General features: G+C 53.9%; 19 protein-coding genes. 14 read left to right on the top strand and 5 right to left on the bottom strand.

The genetic code is table 11. The annotated features are described in order from the left end of the window. Positions 1-2: 2 nt before the first annotated feature. The gene (gene argC, locus ACO6S1_RS01715; protein WP_422344640.1) at positions 3-935 is read left to right on the top strand and encodes an N-acetyl-gamma-glutamyl-phosphate reductase; all 933 of its coding nucleotides are present in this window, start codon (positions 3-5) and stop codon (positions 933-935) included. A gap of 13 nt (positions 936-948) precedes the next feature. Here argC and lepB read toward each other — a convergent pair whose 3' ends face one another. From lepB to pyrE, 4 genes are read right to left on the bottom strand one after another with little or no spacing between them, the layout of a single operon-like run. After that, positions 949-1,818, bottom strand: a complete 870-nt coding sequence (gene lepB / locus ACO6S1_RS01710; protein ID WP_422344639.1) for a signal peptidase I — start codon at positions 1,816-1,818, stop codon at positions 949-951. 39 nt (positions 1,819-1,857) lie between these two features. After that, positions 1,858-2,262, bottom strand: coding sequence for a holo-ACP synthase (acpS, locus tag ACO6S1_RS01705; protein ID WP_422344638.1), 405 nt, complete (start codon positions 2,260-2,262; stop codon positions 1,858-1,860). A 10-nt stretch (positions 2,263-2,272) separates the two neighbouring features. Next, positions 2,273-3,007, bottom strand: coding sequence for a pyridoxine 5'-phosphate synthase (locus ACO6S1_RS01700; protein ID WP_422344637.1), 735 nt, complete (start codon positions 3,005-3,007; stop codon positions 2,273-2,275). Then, positions 3,004-3,585, bottom strand: a complete 582-nt coding sequence (gene pyrE / locus ACO6S1_RS01695) for an orotate phosphoribosyltransferase (RefSeq protein WP_422344636.1) — start codon at positions 3,583-3,585, stop codon at positions 3,004-3,006. Before pyrE ends, ACO6S1_RS01700 begins: the two co-directional genes overlap by 4 nt. A 253-nt stretch (positions 3,586-3,838) precedes the next feature. Between pyrE and coxB the strand changes: the two genes are divergently transcribed. From coxB to ACO6S1_RS01630, 13 genes are all read left to right on the top strand, one after another. Beyond that, positions 3,839-4,882: a cytochrome c oxidase subunit II gene (gene coxB / locus ACO6S1_RS01690; RefSeq protein WP_422344635.1), complete on the top strand. Its 1,044-nt coding sequence runs from the start codon at positions 3,839-3,841 to the stop codon at positions 4,880-4,882. 13 nt (positions 4,883-4,895) lie between these two features. Then, a complete protein-coding gene (gene ctaD, locus ACO6S1_RS01685) occupies positions 4,896-6,548 on the top strand; it encodes a cytochrome c oxidase subunit I (protein WP_422344634.1) in 1,653 nt (550 codons plus the stop codon). A 90-nt stretch (positions 6,549-6,638) separates the two neighbouring features. Then, positions 6,639-7,544 (top strand): heme o synthase, encoded by a 906-nt coding sequence (locus tag ACO6S1_RS01680; RefSeq protein ID WP_422344633.1) that lies wholly within the window; start codon positions 6,639-6,641, stop codon positions 7,542-7,544. A gap of 157 nt (positions 7,545-7,701) precedes the next feature. Beyond that, positions 7,702-8,292 (top strand): cytochrome c oxidase assembly protein, encoded by a 591-nt coding sequence (locus ACO6S1_RS01675; RefSeq protein ID WP_422344632.1) that lies wholly within the window; start codon positions 7,702-7,704, stop codon positions 8,290-8,292. A 34-nt stretch (positions 8,293-8,326) separates the two neighbouring features. Continuing rightward, positions 8,327-9,196 carry a cytochrome c oxidase subunit 3 gene (locus tag ACO6S1_RS01670; protein ID WP_422344631.1) on the top strand — a complete coding sequence of 290 codons (870 nt, stop codon included), beginning with the start codon at positions 8,327-8,329 and terminating at the stop codon, positions 9,194-9,196. Positions 9,197-9,205: 9 nt separating this feature from the next. After that, a complete protein-coding gene (locus ACO6S1_RS01665) occupies positions 9,206-9,598 on the top strand; it encodes a DUF983 domain-containing protein (RefSeq protein WP_422344630.1) in 393 nt (130 codons plus the stop codon). Next, a complete protein-coding gene (locus ACO6S1_RS01660; protein WP_422344629.1) occupies positions 9,595-10,185 on the top strand; it encodes an SURF1 family protein in 591 nt (196 codons plus the stop codon). The genes ACO6S1_RS01665 and ACO6S1_RS01660 overlap by 4 nt, the downstream gene beginning before the upstream one ends. Before the next feature lie 42 nt (positions 10,186-10,227). Next, positions 10,228-11,631 (top strand): threonine synthase, encoded by a 1,404-nt coding sequence (thrC, locus tag ACO6S1_RS01655; protein WP_422346272.1) that lies wholly within the window; start codon positions 10,228-10,230, stop codon positions 11,629-11,631. Then, on the top strand, positions 11,624-12,508 hold the full coding sequence (locus ACO6S1_RS01650) for a class I SAM-dependent methyltransferase (protein WP_422344628.1): 885 nt from the start codon (positions 11,624-11,626) through the stop codon (positions 12,506-12,508). The genes thrC and ACO6S1_RS01650 overlap by 8 nt, the downstream gene beginning before the upstream one ends. A 66-nt stretch (positions 12,509-12,574) precedes the next feature. Further along, positions 12,575-12,946, top strand: a complete 372-nt coding sequence (locus ACO6S1_RS01645) for a dihydroneopterin aldolase (protein ID WP_422344627.1) — start codon at positions 12,575-12,577, stop codon at positions 12,944-12,946. Further along, on the top strand, positions 12,943-13,716 hold the full coding sequence (locus ACO6S1_RS01640; protein ID WP_422344626.1) for an SDR family oxidoreductase: 774 nt from the start codon (positions 12,943-12,945) through the stop codon (positions 13,714-13,716). The genes ACO6S1_RS01645 and ACO6S1_RS01640 overlap by 4 nt, the downstream gene beginning before the upstream one ends. Before the next feature lie 120 nt (positions 13,717-13,836). After that, positions 13,837-14,430, top strand: a complete 594-nt coding sequence (locus tag ACO6S1_RS01635) for a fasciclin domain-containing protein (RefSeq protein ID WP_422344625.1) — start codon at positions 13,837-13,839, stop codon at positions 14,428-14,430. 105 nt (positions 14,431-14,535) lie between these two features. Then, a complete protein-coding gene (locus ACO6S1_RS01630; protein ID WP_422344624.1) occupies positions 14,536-14,943 on the top strand; it encodes an EVE domain-containing protein in 408 nt (135 codons plus the stop codon). Between the two features lie 298 nt (positions 14,944-15,241). Here ACO6S1_RS01630 and ACO6S1_RS01625 read toward each other — a convergent pair whose 3' ends face one another. Then, positions 15,242-16,891, bottom strand: a complete 1,650-nt coding sequence (locus ACO6S1_RS01625; protein ID WP_422344623.1) for a thiamine pyrophosphate-binding protein — start codon at positions 16,889-16,891, stop codon at positions 15,242-15,244. Positions 16,892-17,036 lie beyond the last annotated feature (145 nt).

Here is a 17,036-nt window from a genome sequence, read left to right as displayed (position 1 = left end):
TCATGCCTTATAGTGTTTTCATTGATGGCGCAGCCGGGACCACCGGCCTTGAAATTGCCGACCGGTTAGGTGCACGCGAGGAATTCGATCTTGTGCGATTGCCCGAGGATCAGCGTAAGGACGTCCATGCCCGCCGCGAAGCGATTAACGACAGTGACTTTGTTATCCTTTGTCTTCCCGATGAGGCGGCAAAACAGGCGGTATCGCTGATCGAAAATGATCATACGCGAGTAATTGATGCTTCATCCGCGCATCGCACTGCAGCGGACTGGGTTTACGGGTTCGCCGAGTTTAGAGATGGGCAACGCGAGCGCATTGCGGGCGCAAGATTTGTGTCCAATCCCGGCTGTTATCCAACCGGTTTTCTGGGACTTGTAGCGCCGCTTGTAGCACGTGGTTTGTTACCGGCGGACTGGCCCTATACGGTTAATGCCGTGTCAGGCTATTCCGGTGGCGGCAAAGCGTTGATCGAGCGGTTTGAACAGGAAGCAGATATCGGCTTCCGCAGCTATGGGCTCACTCTGGAGCACAAGCATATGCCGGAGATGAAGCGCCATGCAGGCTTGGCCCATGACGTTATTTTTGCGCCGTCAGTTGTGCGTGCCTATCGCGGAATGATTGTTGAAGTGCCGTTAAATCTTGCAGCAATGGGCGGTGGCGCAAAAGCCGGTGACTTGCTGGAGGCCTTAAAGCTGCATTATAATGGTTCTGCGATCGTCCGCCCACATGAAGGCAATGGCATAAGCGAATTGCTTTTGAATGAGAATGACCCGGCTACGGATCGGCTGGACCTATTTGTTTTTGCCAACGAAAGCGGTGATCAGGTACGTTTGATAGCAAAGCTCGATAATCTAGGGAAAGGTGCGGCTGGCAGCACCGTTCAGGATCTGAATATCATGGCAGGCCTGGATGAGACGCTGGGCTTGCGCCTCTGAAACATTCCGCAATTTACTCGGAAACGCTATCGTCACGATCAGGCCGCAGACTTGTTCCGGCACGGCCGCTGCGAAAGGATGTAAACCAGCTGACTGGATTGAGACTAGTCGTGCCATCGAGCGAAAACGTAATGAACTCGGCACGTCCGCCAATATTTTCCCAAGGTATAGTCCCGTTCAGACCAAGCGGATTGGCAACCCGGCTGTCGGCAGATAGATCACGATTGTCGCCAAGTAGATAGACATGCCCTTCAGGGATAATAACTGGCGCAACATCATCTGTGCCCTGGGGACCTAGATCAATAATATCGTAGCTGACACCATTTGGCAGCGTTTCACGCAAAATTGGTAACGAGCATATAGTGTTACCGGCGGCGTCCGTGCCTCGTAGGCCAGGAAATTCACGGCTGCCACATGGTGCATTGGCATCGATAGGCAGCTCCAAGTCCGGTTGGGCTTCCTGGTCTACAGCTATTCCATTTAGGAAGACCTGCCCGCCACGCAGTTCCAGTGTATCGCCTGGCAAACCGATGACACGCTTGATATAATCGCTGCTCTGATCCTTCGGTGTCAGGATCACGATGTCGCCGCGTTCTGGCAAAGACCCGAACAGCCGTCCTTCCATGCGCGGCAAAATATGAAATGTTGGCGATACCCATGACCAGCCATAGGAATATTTGCTGACGATCAGACGATCACCCACCAGCAGGCCAGGCATCATCGATACGGAAGGGATGTAAAAGGGTTTCGCAACGAGGCTGTGGAAGGCAAGCACCGCCAGCAATAGCAAACCAATACTTTTGGCTTCACCGACCCAATCGGTCTTTTCTTTTTCGGAATCTCCAGACTTGATTGCCGGTTCATCCACCTTCTCTAAAGCCATATCCTGTTTCTTCTTCTGTTGTCACACTCGGCAACACCTCTAAATCGAAGGCACTGCTTCGATAATCACGAATGCTTGTGCCCATGGATGATCGTCCGTGAGTGTAAGGTGAACAATCGCATCATATCCATCGGGTGTCAGGGCGTCGAGGCGTTTTTTTGCGCCGCCGGTCAGCGCCAGCGTTGGGGCACCGCTTTTGGCGTTGACTACACCAATATCTTTCATGAAGACGCCGGCTTTGAACCCCGTGCCCACCGCCTTGGAATAGGCTTCTTTGGCGGCAAAACGCTTGGCGTAGGTTCCTGCTTTTGTATATGGTCGTCGCGCTGCTTTGGCGCGTTCCACCTCGGTAAAGACGCGATTCTCAAAACGCTCACCAAAGCGGTCCAGAGAGTTTTGGATGCGTTCGATATTACAAAGGTCAGAGCCTAGTCCTATTATCATGGCGTATCGATCATCGGGCATCGTCCATTAAGCTACGCATTTGCATGATGCTCCCTGCCAGGCCGCCAAATATCGCCTCGCCGATCAAAAAGTGACCGATGTTCAGCTCGACCAATTGCGGGATAGCGGCAATGGGCACGACATTATCAAAAGTCAGGCCATGTCCGGCATGCGGTTCAATGCCGTTTTTTGCGGCCAGCGCGGCGGCATCGCTGATCCGGCGTAACTCTTTTTCCCGTTCCGCCCCAGTCACATGGGCATAGTGACCGGTGTGAAATTCAACCACGGGTGCGCCCAGATGAATCGCTGCCTCGATTTGCCGCGGGTCTGGTTCGATGAACAGGCTGACCCGGATATTGGCCTCTCGCAGCTGGCCAACAAAATCTGTCAGCCGGTTATGCTGGCCTGCAGCATCAAGTCCGCCCTCTGTCGTCCGTTCTTCACGATTCTCTGGAACGATACAAGCGGCATGGGGTTTGTGACGCAGCGCAATTTCCAGCATCTCATCGGTCGCAGCCATTTCCAGGTTCAGCGGGATGGACAAGGTGTCCATCAAAGCAATCAGATCATCATCGCGAATGTGCCGTCTATCCTCGCGCAGATGTGCGGTTATGCCATCGGCACCGGCTTCTGCTGCGATAGTTGCAGCTCGAATGGGTTCAGGATGATCGCCACCGCGAGCGTTGCGGATGGTGGCAACATGATCGATATTGACGCCTAATCGAAGATGTGACGTGTTACTCATTCCTTGCGGCTACCAGGTTTTGTGGTCGGAACGGCTGCCAGTTCCGGCGGTAACTCATCTTCTGAATAAGAGGGTACGTTGAGTTCGATTAGTGGAAAAAAAGGTACATCGAAACGGGCTTCTCCGCCTGATCGATCGACCAAAGCACCGGCAGCTATGACGTCTCCGCCTGCCTCACCAATTGCCTTAATGGCCTCGCGAGAAGAAAGGCCAGTGGTTACAACATCTTCCATCATCAAAACTTTTTGACCGGGTTCCAGACGAAAGCCCCGGCGCAATTCAAATGTTCCTTCCGGACGTTCAAGAAATATCGCTTCTGTACCAAGCGCACGGCCCATTTCATGTCCCACAATGACGCCGCCCATGGCTGGCGAAACAACAATGTCGATAGCATCGCGGATAGAGTCTGGCATTTTTGCAACAAGCGCATCAGCTAGACGAGCACCTCGTGCGGGATCCATCAGGACGCGTGCGCACTGTAGATATCGTGCGCTGTGCCGACCAGATGACAATATGAAATGCCCTTCCAGCAGGGCGTCACTGGCGCGAAATTCCTGCAATATTTCGTTTTCTGTCAATGTTTATATTCCGTTCTTTTCCGTCTTATGTTGGCCAATTGGCTTCAACTTGGTTCTAATGAAAGCCTAAAAACTTAAAAAATATGCGTAGAGTAGCTTGAGGCTTGCGACAACCCTGCTTATAAGCCGCGTCAAACGGGATATTTCAGGCTGACGGGGCTGGTGTCCGAATGGACATGTTTACCAGAAATCCTCGTCGTTTTATGCGCTGAAATTGCCCGAAAATTGGGGTATAGATAAGGTTGAGCAAGTAATGACTCATTATGTGAAAGCATGGATCTTGGCATTGGGCCTGATTCTCACGCCAGCGGCGGTATCGGCGCAAGATGCGCTGCCAGCGGCGCCGGGAGAGGAGGCATCGCCTGCGGTCGCAAGCAGCGACGCAGAAGCGCCAGCGACAGAAGTCGCGCCGACATCTGGCCTTGATCCAGCGCTTTACACGCCAATGAAGCCCACTGAAGGCGTTGGCATGCCCGTTGACAAGGGTATCGATTTCCAGCCGCAGGTCAGTGAGACAGGCAAGGAAGCAAAATGGATCAATAACGCGATTCTGTTACCGATCATGACGGTCATCTGTCTTTTCGTGTTGCTGCTTCTGTTTATCGTGATGATCCGTTTTCGTCGCGGCGCCAATCCAGAACCTTCAAAAACAACGCACAACACGTTTATCGAAGTCGTATGGACCGTAATTCCTGTTTTGATCCTGCTGGTCATCGCGGTGCCATCGATCAGCTTGCTGGCCAAGCAGTTTGAGCCTGCCCCGGAAGACGCGCTTACTGTGAAAGTTACTGGTTACCAATGGTATTGGGGTTATAGCTATCCCGACAATGGCGATTTTGAAATCATCTCCAACATGTTGCCGGAAGACGAAGCCAAGGCAAACGGGGAGCCCTTCCAGCTTGCCGTTGATAACCGGATGGTTATCCCTGTTGGCAAGCCCGTTAAGATGTTGATTACTGGTGCGGATGTTATTCATAGCTTCGCCATTCCAGCGGCCTGGTTCAAGCTGGACGCTGTTCCAGGTCGAATCAATGAAAAGGTGCTGCAGATCGATGAAGTTGGCGTTTACTACGGCCAATGTTCCGAGCTATGTGGCGCTCGCCATGGCTTTATGCCGATTGCAGTTGAAGTGCTGCCGGAGGACAAGTTTAACGACTGGGTGCGTGCCAACGGCGGAACCGTCAAAGGAGACGAAGCTGCAGAAGGTGAAGGCGATGATGCTGAAGCAGAAGAGAGCGCTTCCGACGAAACGACAACAGAAGGCGCGCCTGCAGATGCAGCCGCCGCTGCAAATTAAGGGATAGCAAGCGATGACAACTATTGCAGCAGACGGTCAGATCTTGGATGATCACGCGCATGATGCGGATCACAAGCCGGCCTTTTTCCAACGTTGGTTCATGTCTACCAACCATAAAGATATTGGTACGCTTTATCTGATTTTCGCTATCGTCGCCGGTATTATTGGCGGTGCTATTTCCGGTATGATGCGGATGGAGCTTGCCGAGCCCGGCATTCAGTATCTGACAAGCTGGGTTGGTGCTGGCGCTTCCGCAGACGAAGCTCTTCATCTTTGGAACGTCTTAATCACCGCACACGGCCTTATCATGGTTTTCTTTATGGTGATGCCGGCAATGATTGGCGGCTTTGGTAACTGGTTTGTACCGTTAATGATTGGTGCTCCGGATATGGCATTCCCGCGCATGAACAATGTTAGTTTCTGGCTGCTCATTCCTGCATTCCTCTTGCTCCTCGGCTCGGCCTTTGTGCCTGGAGGTACAGGTAACGGGGCGGGTACTGGCTGGACAGTCTACGCGCCGTTGTCGACCAGCGGGTCGGTTGGTCCGGCGGTGGATATGGCGATCCTGTCGCTCCATTTGGCTGGTGCTAGTTCGATTTTGGGAGCGGTCAACTTTATCACGACCATTTTCAACATGCGGGCACCAGGGATGACCCTTCACAAAATGCCACTCTTTGTCTGGTCCGTTCTCGTAACAGCTTTCCTGTTGTTGCTTGCGCTGCCCGTGCTGGCTGCGGCTATCACGATGCTGCTGACCGATCGTAACTTCGGTACGACTTTCTTTGATGCAGCGGGCGGTGGTGATCCGGTCCTGTACCAGCATTTGTTCTGGTTCTTTGGTCACCCTGAAGTGTACATCATGATCCTGCCTGGTTTCGGCATGATCAGTCACATCATTTCGACTTTCTCGCGGAAGCCGATTTTCGGCTATCTCGGAATGGCTTATGCCATGGTTGCCATCGGTGTTGTCGGCTTCGTAGTCTGGGCGCACCATATGTTCACCACCGGTATGTCGGTTAATGTGAAAATGTACTTTACCGCGGCCACGATGGTTATTGCGGTGCCGACAGGCATCAAGATTTTCTCTTGGATCGCGACCATGTGGGGCGGATCAATGACCTTCAAAACGCCAATGGTTTGGGCGTTGGGTTTCATCTTCATGTTCACCGTTGGCGGCGTGACCGGCGTTGTGCTGGCTAATGGTGGTATTGATGATAACCTGCACGACACCTATTATGTTGTGGCGCATTTCCATTATGTGCTGTCGCTTGGTGCGGTTTTCTCGATCTTTGCCGGTTTCTATTACTGGTTCCCGAAAATGTCGGGTCGCCATTATAGCGAGCTACTTGGCCAACTGCATTTCTGGATTTTCTTTATCGGCGTGAACATCCTGTTCTTCCCCATGCATTTCCTGGGAAACCAGAGCATGCCGCGTCGTTATCCTGATTATCCTGAGCAGTTCGCTTATTGGAACGAGATTGCTTCGATCGGCTATGTCGTGATGGCTGTGGGTGTCTTGATCTTCTTCGTCAATATTGGCTGGTCTTTGGTTGCTGGCCGCAAGGCGGAAGGCAATTACTGGGGTGAAGGCGCGACGACGCTGGAATGGACATTGTCCAGCCCGCCGCCATTCCACCAGTTTGAGACGCTGCCTCAGATCAAGTAATCCGAGGCTATAAGCTGAAAATGTCAGCCCGGCACTCGTGAGAGGCGCTGGGCAGGCAATTAATAGAGACTTGAGACATTTGATACAGATATGACAATCGCTTCGACATCATCGCACAAGCTGGCCAGCGCGCAGGATCTGTTCGCGCTTACTAAGCCCCGTGTCATGTCGCTCGTGATTTTCACTGCTATCTGCGGCCTGCTGGCGGCACCGGGATCAATCCATCCGGTAATTGGTTTTACCGCCATATTGGCGATTAGTCTTGGCGCTGGTGCCTCTGCCGCGCTGAACCAATGGTATGAACATGATATTGATGCCATCATGAAGCGAACGGCTGATCGGCCACTACCCGCAGGCCGTATGGACCGCGAAACGGCTTTGCATTTCGGGATCGGATTGTCCGTTTTTTCCGTCCTGCTGATGGGCGTTGCCGTGAATTGGTTGAGCGCAGCCATATTGGCTTTTTCGATCTTCTTCTACGCCGTTGTCTATACCATTTGGTTGAAACGCAGCACGCCGCAAAATATTGTTATTGGTGGCGCTGCAGGGGCTTTTCCTCCGATAATCGGCTGGGCTGCAGTTACCGGTGATGTTACAATCATGCCTCTGCTTTTGTTCGCGATCATTTTTTTCTGGACTCCGCCTCACTTCTGGGCGCTCGCATTGTTTGTGAACAGCGATTATTCCAAAGCAGGGGTTCCGATGATGCCTGTTGTTGCTGGACGGCAATCGACCCGTCGACAGATTGCCGCATACAGCTTGGTCCTGGCGGCCTGCTCTATCGCTCCTTTTGGCTTGGGCCTGACCGGAATTATTTATGGAGCGGCCGCGATTTTGTTAAATGCAGCCTTCGTCTTCCTTTCGTTCCGCGTTGGGTTAAGCAAGACGGAAAATCCCAGTGCAATGAAGGCGGAAAAGCACCTTTTCAGTTTCTCGATCCTCTATCTGTTCGTGTTATTCGGCGCGTTGGTAGCAGATCGTATGATTTGGACATGAGCAAGATGGACACCAACAAAACCACAATGTCTCCTGAGGAGCAAAAGGCTTATCAAGCGCGTCAGAAGCACCGCGCAGCAATCATGGCCGGGTTGCTCTTTTTCCTTGTCGTGTTATTTTATCTGATAACCTTCGTGAAAATTAACAGTTCGATATCATGAGCCACGCGCAACCAAGAGATTTGTCCCATAGTAATGTTCGCATCGCACTGATGGCTGGCGCGATGGGTTTGGGAATGTTGGGCATGGGATATGCTGCGGTTCCTCTTTACGAGATATTTTGTCGCGTGACCGGATATGGCGGCACGACCCAGCGGGTTGATGCGGCCCAGGCTGCGACAGTGCAGACCACTTCCCGGGTAATGTCTGTCCGATTTGATTCCAATGTCAATTCTGCCTTGCCATGGGCCTTTAAACCAGAAAATGCGGTGGACCGGGTCAGCGTCGGCGCCCGCGATATGGCAATTTATATCGCAACCAATAAATCAGAACAGCCAGTGGTTGGTACAGCGACCTTCAACGTTACACCGGTGCAGGCTGGAAAATATTTTCATAAAGTACAGTGCTTCTGTTTTACCGAACAGCTTTTGGAGCCAGGCCAGACGATGCGGATGCCCGTTCTCTATTATGTTGATCCGGCGATTCTGGAAGATCCCGAAACAAAAGATATTGAAGAGATTACGTTGAGCTACACATTTTATCGTTCGAAAGACGGCATTGCGGTAGACCCCGCAAAGAGCGATAGCTAAGAATAATAACCAACCGAATTTGGGGAAATACACCATGGCTGGAGCCAAAAACCACGATTACCATATTTTGCCGCCGGACATCTGGCCATTTGTCGGCTCCATGTCCGCGCTAGTCATGGCCTTTGGCGGCATTATGTGGATGCACCCCGATGTGTTCGGGTCTTTCGGTCCACTTGTATTTGCATGTGGGGTTGGGCTGGTTGGCCTGACTTTCTTTACCTGGTGGTCGAATGTGGTCAAAGAAGCGCATGCTGGAGACCATACACCGGTGGTGCAGCTTCATCTTCGCTATGGGATGATCCTTTTCATTGCATCCGAAGTCATGTTCTTTGTTGGCTGGTTCTGGGCATGGTTTGACTATTCCTTGTTCCCCCAACCCATCGACTTTGCTGATGGAATAGCGACCAATATGATCGGCCAAGAAGGCGCAGAAGCACTGATGCAATGGCCACCAAAGGGCATTGAGGTTCTGAATGCTTTCGAATTGCCTCTGCTAAACACGCTTATTCTGTTGTGTTCTGGTACAACCGTTACCTGGGCGCATCACTCATTGATCCACAATAATCGTAAAGGCCTGATCACCGGTTTGTGGCTGACGATTATTCTCGGCGTGGTATTTAGCGCCATTCAGGCATATGAGTATAGCATTGCACCATTCCCGTTTGCTGGGCTGAACTATAGCAGCGCATTTTATATGGCGACCGGTTTCCATGGTTTCCACGTAATTGTCGGCACGATCTTCCTGATCGTCTGTTTGGCCCGGGCTTATAAGGGACATTTCACGCCCAAACAGCATTTCGGCTTTGAAGCTGCGGCCTGGTATTGGCACTTCGTCGATGTCGTATGGTTGTTCCTGTTCCTCGCTGTTTATGTCTGGGGTGGCTGGGGTGCGCCGGTTCACTAGGACAGTGTTTTGACAGATACCAACAACGCAAAAGGGCAGCCGGACCTAGTTCCTGCTGCCCTTTTTGGACTATGCCCCAATTGCGGGCATAAAACTTTGTTCAGCAGTATCACGGCTTTCGCTGACAATTGCCGCGCTTGCGGATTGGACTATGACAAATATAATGTCGGAGATGGTCCAGCAGCGTTTTTGACACTCATTGTCGGCGGAATCATTCTCGCTCTCGCTCTGGTTGTAGAGCTGAATTACTATCCGCCGATGTGGGTGCATGCAGTATTGTGGATGCCGCTTACAATTGCAGCCGTCGTGGGGTCGCTTCGAGTGTCCAAGGCCATTCTGTTGATTTTGGAACATCGTAATCAAGCCCGTGAAGGTAGTATCGATCATGGTGATGAGAAATGAAGGGCTTTCCGATCTTTGTCACTATCCTTGTTTTGGTTGCCGTTACTACGATGATTGGCCTGGGCATCTGGCAGCTACAGCGAGCGGACTGGAAAGATACACTTCTGGCAACCTATGAAGCTGCCAGCGATCAACCCGCCATTAGTTATCCCACAGTGCCTACCGATGATGATCCACCCTATTTCCGGCAATCATCGGTCAATTGTCTAGAAGTTTTGGATTGGCGGGCCGCTAGCGGTCGGAATGCAAATGGCCAATCGGGATGGGCGCATATTGCGCATTGCAAGACTTCGGGGGGTGAAGGCCCCGGCGCACAGGTTGTAGCGGGATGGTCCAAGTCGCCGGCGGATCCAGAATGGAGCGGCGGCATCGTGAATGGCGTGATCGCTCCGGATAGTCAGCATATCGTGCGGCTGGTCTCCAGCCAGCCCGTTGCCGGATTGCAGAAAATTCATGCGCCTTCGACCGATGATGTTCCCAACAACCATATGGCTTATGCCGTTCAATGGTTTTTGTTCGCGGGCATTGCGTTGACCATCTATATTCTGGCTCTGAGAGGGCGCAATAAGGCGGCCAACAAAGCTTAAAACTTGCCCTTGGTGAATGAGGCCGCTAACCCGCTGGCCATCATGGAATATATCTCGACCCGTGGCGGCGCAGTACCGCTGAATTTTGAACAGGTAACGCTTGCTGGTTTGGCCGGTGACGGGGGGCTTTATGTGCCGACCCACTGGCCGAAGATGACCGAAGCTGAAATCGCCGATATGGCTGGGCTACCCTATTCCGAAATAGCGGTTCGCGTGATGCGACCATTTATTGGCGATGTTCTCTCTGAAGAGGAAATGCGCGATCTTTGTGAACAAGCCTATGGCCGTTTTGCACATAGTGCAGTGACGCCGCTCGTGCAGTTGGATGGGCAAAATTGGTTGCTTGAACTGTTTCATGGGCCAACCATGGCGTTCAAGGATGTTGCTTTGCAACTATTGGGCTTGCTGTTCGAAAAGTTTCTCGCCCGGCAGGATAAACACCTGACGGTGGTTGGCGCGACTTCCGGTGATACGGGGTCGGCAGCCATTGACGCGTTGGCAGGGCGCGACAAGGTCGACATATTCATGCTCCATCCTGATGGAAGAATCTCGGATGTGCAACGGCGGCAAATGACGACCGTGCTGGCGCCAAATGTTCACAATATCGCGATCGATGGCAGTTTTGATGATGCACAGGCGATGGTCAAACGCATGTTTGCCGACAATGAAGTGACCGACCGGTTTGCGATATCGGCAGTGAATTCAATTAACTGGGCGCGGTTGATGGCTCAGATCGTGTACTATTTCTATGCGGCCTCTCAGCTGGGCGCACCGCATCGTAAAGTCGCATTTTCTGTACCAACCGGCAATTTCGGCGACGTATTTGCCGGCTATGTAGCAGCGCAAATGGGGCTGCCGATTGAGCGATTGGTTGTTGCTACAAATGTGAACGACATCCTCCATCGCGCCCTGAGCGATGGTGACTATTCTGCCGGTACCGTGACCCCAACCGCTGCGCCGTCAATGGATATCCAGATCAGCAGCAACTTCGAACGGTTGCTTTTCGACCTTGAAGGCCGTGACGGTGCAAAAACCGCCGCACGGATGCAAGCGTTCGAAGCAACCCGCGACATGCAGATTGCGCCCGACATGCTTGCCAAAGCAGCAGCCATATTCACCAGTGAAAGGGTTGATCCCGATGGCATGACCCTTGCCATGAGCCAGGCGCAAGAAGAGGCAGGGCAGGTCATCGATCCGCATACCGCCATTGGACTGTCGGCGGCTCGGTCTGCCGATATTGACCCGTCTGTTCCAATTGTCACATTAGCAACGGCGCATCCCGCCAAATTCCGCGATGCTGTCGAACGGGCGACCGGTATGCGTCCGGCACTGCCGCGTCGCATCGGAGATCTGTTCGACCGCGAGGAAGCCTGTGACAAGCTGCCGGGCGATTATGATGCGGTGAAAGCTTATGTGACCTCCAAAGCGACCCTTGCCAATGGCTGAGGCGGCATCAAGCCCCGGCGTGATGATAAGCGATCCGCGCAGTGATTATGCGCTGGTCGATAGCGGCAATGGCCGCAAGCTCGAACGCTATGGCGACTATCATTTCATACGTCCGGAACCGCAGGCTATGTGGTCGCCCGCGCAAGATGAGTGGCAGGCGGATGGAGAATTTATTCCAGCATCCGATGAAGATGGCGGTGGGCGCTGGCATTTTAACAAGCCGGTGCCCAAAGAGGGGTGGCCGCTGCGCTGGGAGGAAGTTACTTTCACTGCGCAATGTACAGCTTTTCGTCATCTGGCCTATTTCCCGGATATGGACCCGGTTTGGCGCTGGATCAGATCGAATCTGCAGGACGTTGACGACGCTCAGGCGCTCAACCTGTTCGGCTATACTGGTGTGGGCACACTGGCACTGTCAGCAGCCGGAGCCAAGCTGGTTCACGTCGATGCATCCAAAAAGTCGGTTTCGGCAGCACGAGATAATGCGGCACTGTCTGGCATGTCGGAGCGTCCGGTGCGCTGGATCATTGATGATGCGGCTAAATTTGCCGCCCGCGAAGTGCGGCGGGAACGGCGCTATGATGCGATTCTTCTCGATCCTCCCAAATATGGTCGTGGACCGGATGGTGAGATATGGCGACTGGAGGAAGATCTGGCGCCGCTTGTCGAGAATTGCGGAAAGCTGCTGGACGAGAATAGCCGTTGCCTGTTCCTGACCGTTTATGCGGTGCGGATGTCAGCGTTGGCTCTGGGGTCCTTGCTCAACGAGAAGCTCGCGCATCTGGGCGGTCAGATCGAGGTAGGCGAACTGGCGGTCCGAGAGGAAGCCCGCGGCTTGCTCCTGCCGACGGCCATTTACGCGCGCTGGTCCAAATAGCGGCCCGATTCCAACAATCTGACGGCCAAGCTTGCCATTTCGCCCGCAAAGTGGTGAAGACATCTCATGACAGATACACTTACATTAGAGGTCAATGATTTAGAAGTAGATGTCCTGACCGGCATCTATTCCGAAGAGACCCATTTGCCGCAGCCGCTGCGCATTTCCATTGCTGCTGATTTGAAGATTCAGGAGCGCTATGAAGCGGATACGCCGCTCGACAGCTCGAAAAACTATATGGACCTGAAAGACGCCGCGACAACGGCCCTGCCAGAGGGCGTGCATTTCAAGCTGATTGAAGCGGTTGCCGACCATATTATCGAGACCTTGTTTTTGCAGGATAAGAACGTGCTGCGGGTTACCGTGAAGATCGTGAAGCTGCTGATCTCCGAAAAGGGCGAAGCGATCGGGATTACCCTGTCACGAGTCCGTAAATGAGCGTTGCCCCGATGAAGCTGGCTCTGGTCACCGGCGGACTGAGACGATTGGGCGCACATATTGCCGGCCGTCTCGCACAATCCGGATACCGTCTGGCGCTTCATGGCCATAGCGATGCCAGTCCGGAAGACGGCCTGGCTGCAATACTGGAAGCGCAAGACACCGATTGGGCGCCCTTTATCGCAGATTTTAGCGATGATCAGGCTCCTGACAAGTTGCTGGATGCTGTCGTCCAGCATTTTGGCCAAGCGCCCGATCTGCTGATCAACAATGCGTCGCTGTTCGACTATGACAATGCCGAAAGCCTTGATGATGCTTCGCTTGCGCTTCATTTGAAGATCAACATGATGGTGCCGACTGTTTTGACCACGTTGCTGTCCCGGCAGGTACCCGAAGGCCAGCGTGCCGCCGTGATCAATATTGTCGATCAGCGTGTCCGTAACCCCAATGGCGATCAACTCAGCTATACCTTGTCCAAGCAAGCGCTGGCCGAGTCCATCAGAACGCTGGCGATTGCCTGTGCAGACAGTTTGCGGGTAAACGGCGTCGCGCCGGGCCTGACAATACCGACAGAAGACTATGATGCGGATCAGATGAAACGTCTGACCAATGTCATGCCGCTGAACCGGCTGTCCTCACCGGACGATATCGCAGCGGCCATTGCCTACCTTGCGGAGGCAGACAGCGTCACCGGGCAGACCCTGTTCGTAGATGGCGGCGCACATATGAAAAGCTATGACCGGGACTTTATGTTCCTCGAGCAGCAATAGGTCGTAGATTTCCTCTCGGTTCGTCGACAGATTCCTTGTTTTCTGTGGTTTACTCCCCAATTTTAAGGGTCAAGTTGTGGACCGCATGTTCGGCCAGATTTTGAACTTCATGAAAGGAATATGATGCGTATACATTCTAAGATCCTCCTGGCCAGCGCGGCAACACTTGCTCTTGCAGCCTGCGCCCAGGAAGCCACCGATGCCAGTGCCGAAGGCACGGTTGAAGAAGGTGCCACCGATGCCATGGCGGCAGCAGAGCCTGCCGAGCTCGCGACAATTGTTGGTGTGGCGCAAGGCAATGAGAATTTCTCCACATTGGTAACCGCGGTCACTGCTGCCGACTTGGGTGAAACCCTGTCCGGCGAAGGCCCATTCACGGTTTTCGCGCCAACCAATGATGCATTTGCAAAAGTCGATGCGGACACACTTAGCGAGCTGCTGACACCGGAGAAGAAAGACGATCTGACCGCACTGCTCACCTATCATGTGGTTGCCGGCAAGCTGACCGCTGCCGATGTCGCCAAAGCGATTACAGATGCCGGTGGCACCGCGACGCTGACAACCGTTCAGGGCGGGGAGCTAAAGGCATCGATGGACGGCGAGAATGTCGTTCTGGAAGATGCCGCTGGCGGGAAATCGACCGTGACCATGGTTGATGTCGAAGCCACCAATGGTGTTATTCACGCCATCGATACGGTTGTGATGCCCGGTTAAAACCAAATCAAAAATGTTTCGAAAGGCCTCGCCTCATGGCGGGGCCTTTTTTGTTGGCATTGGCGAGGTATTTGATAGGCTAGGTGGCGAACAAGGAGCTGATAGATGACACAATATTGGTTGATGAAATCAGAGCCCGATGAATATGGCTGGGATGACCTGATCGCGGAAAAAGAAGGCACCTGGGACGGGGTAAAAAACGCGCAGGCCAGCAACAATATGAAAAAGATGAAGGTCGGCGACCAGGTGTTTTTCTATCACTCGCGCCAGGGTTTGGAAATTGTCGGGATCATGGAAGTCAGCGAAGAGCAATTCCCCGATCCGTTCGATGATACCGGGCGCTGGATTGCAGTAAAGGTGAAACCGGTGCGCAAATTGAACAAAGCGGTGCCGCTTAAAGAAATGAAGCAAAATCCGAAACTCGCCAATCTGGCGATTATCCGCCAGACCCGTTTGTCAGTGGCCCCGGTAACCGCAGACGAATGGGAAGCGATTCTGGCGATGGCCGCATAGCCCGCTTTTCTATAGAGGGTCACACAGGGTCACACCCCCTAAAGCGCGAAAAGATTTTTGTGGTTTGCCAAAGAAAATAACGGCTTATGGCAAACCGATGCGCATGGATATTCAAGACTGAGAAAGAGCGAGGCTTCGGAAATATCACAAAGCAGCTCTTGTAGGAAAGCGCTTTGATCCGAGCCAGCGGATAGATCTTTGTGCTCCGCACTTGATGCGGAGCCCAGGATGAGAGGGCGTGACAGCTAACCCTAGGCTCCGCATCAAGTGCGGAGCACGTAGCATACAGCTTTTGCGCTTATTTGCTCCGCAACCCGCTGACCGTGGCACCGGCAGCAGTGAGATATTCGACGTCGGTTTTCAGGTGGAGCAGGCGCAGCCCCTTGTGCTGCATGGCCTGTTCCAGCGCCGGAGCAAACTCATCAGTGCTCTCCACAGTCGCGCTCCATCCGCCATAGGCTTTGGCGAGCATCGCGAAATCGGGGTTCTGCAGCGTGGTGGCGGATAGCCTTGCGGGATATTCGCGCTCCTGATGCAGGCGGATGGTGCCGAAGCTGCCATTGTCGATAACCAGCACGAGCAGGTTGGCGTCATATTGCACCGCCGTTGCCAGTTCCTGACCGTTCATCATGAAATCGCCATCGCCTGCAATCACCACCGAGACGCGCTCGGGGAAGCGCAAGGCAGCGGCCACGGAAGCCGGCACGCCATAGCCCATGGCGCCGGATGTCGGCGCCAGCTGGCTGGGAAACGTGCCATAGGTCCAGTAACGATGCCACCAGCCGGAAAAATTGCCGGCGCCATTGCAGATGATCGCATCGGCCGGTAGCATGTCCTGCATCGCTGCGACACACGGACCGAGATCGAGCTTCGCGTCGGTTGGTTTGACCGTTGTCCATTGTTGATAGTCGGCATGGGCAGCCTTGCCAGCGTCGAAGCTGAGGAGGTCGTCGTCCCATAATGCGGCTTGTTCGGCAAATTCGTGCATCTCCGCGCAGATGGGCAGGTCGATGCGATAGACATGGTTGAGCTCGTCGGGATCGGGGTGGATGTGGACCAATATCTGGTCCGGATGATCCGGCGTGATGAGTGTATAGCCATCGGTGGTGGCCTCGCCCAGCCGCGCCCCGACCGCGATGACCAGATCGGCGGCCTTGACCCGCTCGACCAGTTTGGGATTGGGGCCATAGCCAAGATTGCCCGCGTAAACCGGACTGGTATTGGGAAAATTATCCTGCCGCCGGAACGCGCAGGCGACCGGAAGGCCAATCCGCTCGGCATAGGTGGCGAAATTTTCGCGCGCGCTGGCACACCATCCGGCGCCGCCAATAATCGCAATCGGATCAGTGGCATCGCGCAGCAGATCAGTCAGCGTAGTCATTGCATTGGGGCACATGGGCTGTACCGGTGCGACCACTTTCGGGCGGTCGAGTGTTTCGACAACATCGCGCAACATATCTTCGGGCAAGCTCAGCACCACCGGACCGGGGCGTCCCGAACTGGCGGTATCAAAGGCGCGCGCGATATATTCGGGGATACGCGCGGCATTGTCGATCCGCGCCGCCCATTTGGCGAGCGGAGTGAACATGGCGGTGAAATCAACTTCCTGAAAGCCTTCGCGGTCACGGTCGTCGCGCGCGACATCGCCGATGAACAGGATCATCGGGGTGCTGTCCTGCATCGCCGTGTGGACGCCGATGCTGGCATTGGTCGCACCGGGACCGCGGGTGACAAAGGCGATGCCGGGGCTTCCGGTCATTTTTCCATCGGCTTCGGCCATGAATGCGGCGCTGCCATCCTGACGGGTCGAGACGGTTTCGATCGAACCGCAATCGTGCAAGGCGTCGAGCACGGACAGAAAGCTCTCACCCGGTACGGTGAAAATGCGATCGGTGCCCTGGATCACCAGTTGGTCGACCAAAACCTGCGCGCCGGTACGTTTTTTCATCTGCTTCTTCCTTCTCTTCCTTCTCTCTTGAGGGAGAAGGATAATAGCCTTGCCAGCTTGCTGGTTAGGCGGCGTTGGATGAGGGTGCTCTGCCTTCGCGCATTGTGCACCCTCACCAGCTACGACTAGCGAACATGTTCGCAAG

Origin of the sequence: Parasphingorhabdus sp. (assembly GCF_965233695.1) — a bacterium.
Classification (GTDB): domain Bacteria; phylum Pseudomonadota; class Alphaproteobacteria; order Sphingomonadales; family Sphingomonadaceae; genus Parasphingorhabdus.
This window is presented reverse-complemented; position numbering and strand designations above follow the sequence as displayed.

What these genes read in the sequence shown, in the direction of transcription:
- argC (WP_422344640.1), top strand. Translation starts at nt 3, where the DNA reads ATGCCTTATAGTGTTTTCATTGATGGCGCAGCCGGGACCACCGGCCTT.
- lepB (WP_422344639.1), bottom strand. Translation starts at nt 1,818, where the DNA reads ATGGCTTTAGAGAAGGTGGATGAACCGGCAATCAAGTCTGGAGATTCC.
- acpS (WP_422344638.1), bottom strand. Translation starts at nt 2,262, where the DNA reads ATGATAATAGGACTAGGCTCTGACCTTTGTAATATCGAACGCATCCAA.
- ACO6S1_RS01700 (WP_422344637.1), bottom strand. Translation starts at nt 3,007, where the DNA reads ATGAGTAACACGTCACATCTTCGATTAGGCGTCAATATCGATCATGTT.
- coxB (WP_422344635.1), top strand. Translation starts at nt 3,839, where the DNA reads ATGACTCATTATGTGAAAGCATGGATCTTGGCATTGGGCCTGATTCTC.
- ctaD (WP_422344634.1), top strand. Translation starts at nt 4,896, where the DNA reads ATGACAACTATTGCAGCAGACGGTCAGATCTTGGATGATCACGCGCAT.
- ACO6S1_RS01680 (WP_422344633.1), top strand. Translation starts at nt 6,639, where the DNA reads ATGACAATCGCTTCGACATCATCGCACAAGCTGGCCAGCGCGCAGGAT.
- ACO6S1_RS01675 (WP_422344632.1), top strand. Translation starts at nt 7,702, where the DNA reads ATGAGCCACGCGCAACCAAGAGATTTGTCCCATAGTAATGTTCGCATC.
- ACO6S1_RS01670 (WP_422344631.1), top strand. Translation starts at nt 8,327, where the DNA reads ATGGCTGGAGCCAAAAACCACGATTACCATATTTTGCCGCCGGACATC.
- ACO6S1_RS01660 (WP_422344629.1), top strand. Translation starts at nt 9,595, where the DNA reads ATGAAGGGCTTTCCGATCTTTGTCACTATCCTTGTTTTGGTTGCCGTT.
- thrC (WP_422346272.1), top strand. Translation starts at nt 10,228, where the DNA reads ATGGAATATATCTCGACCCGTGGCGGCGCAGTACCGCTGAATTTTGAA.
- ACO6S1_RS01650 (WP_422344628.1), top strand. Translation starts at nt 11,624, where the DNA reads ATGGCTGAGGCGGCATCAAGCCCCGGCGTGATGATAAGCGATCCGCGC.
- ACO6S1_RS01645 (WP_422344627.1), top strand. Translation starts at nt 12,575, where the DNA reads ATGACAGATACACTTACATTAGAGGTCAATGATTTAGAAGTAGATGTC.
- ACO6S1_RS01640 (WP_422344626.1), top strand. Translation starts at nt 12,943, where the DNA reads ATGAGCGTTGCCCCGATGAAGCTGGCTCTGGTCACCGGCGGACTGAGA.
- ACO6S1_RS01635 (WP_422344625.1), top strand. Translation starts at nt 13,837, where the DNA reads ATGATGCGTATACATTCTAAGATCCTCCTGGCCAGCGCGGCAACACTT.
- ACO6S1_RS01630 (WP_422344624.1), top strand. Translation starts at nt 14,536, where the DNA reads ATGACACAATATTGGTTGATGAAATCAGAGCCCGATGAATATGGCTGG.
- ACO6S1_RS01625 (WP_422344623.1), bottom strand. Translation starts at nt 16,891, where the DNA reads ATGAAAAAACGTACCGGCGCGCAGGTTTTGGTCGACCAACTGGTGATC.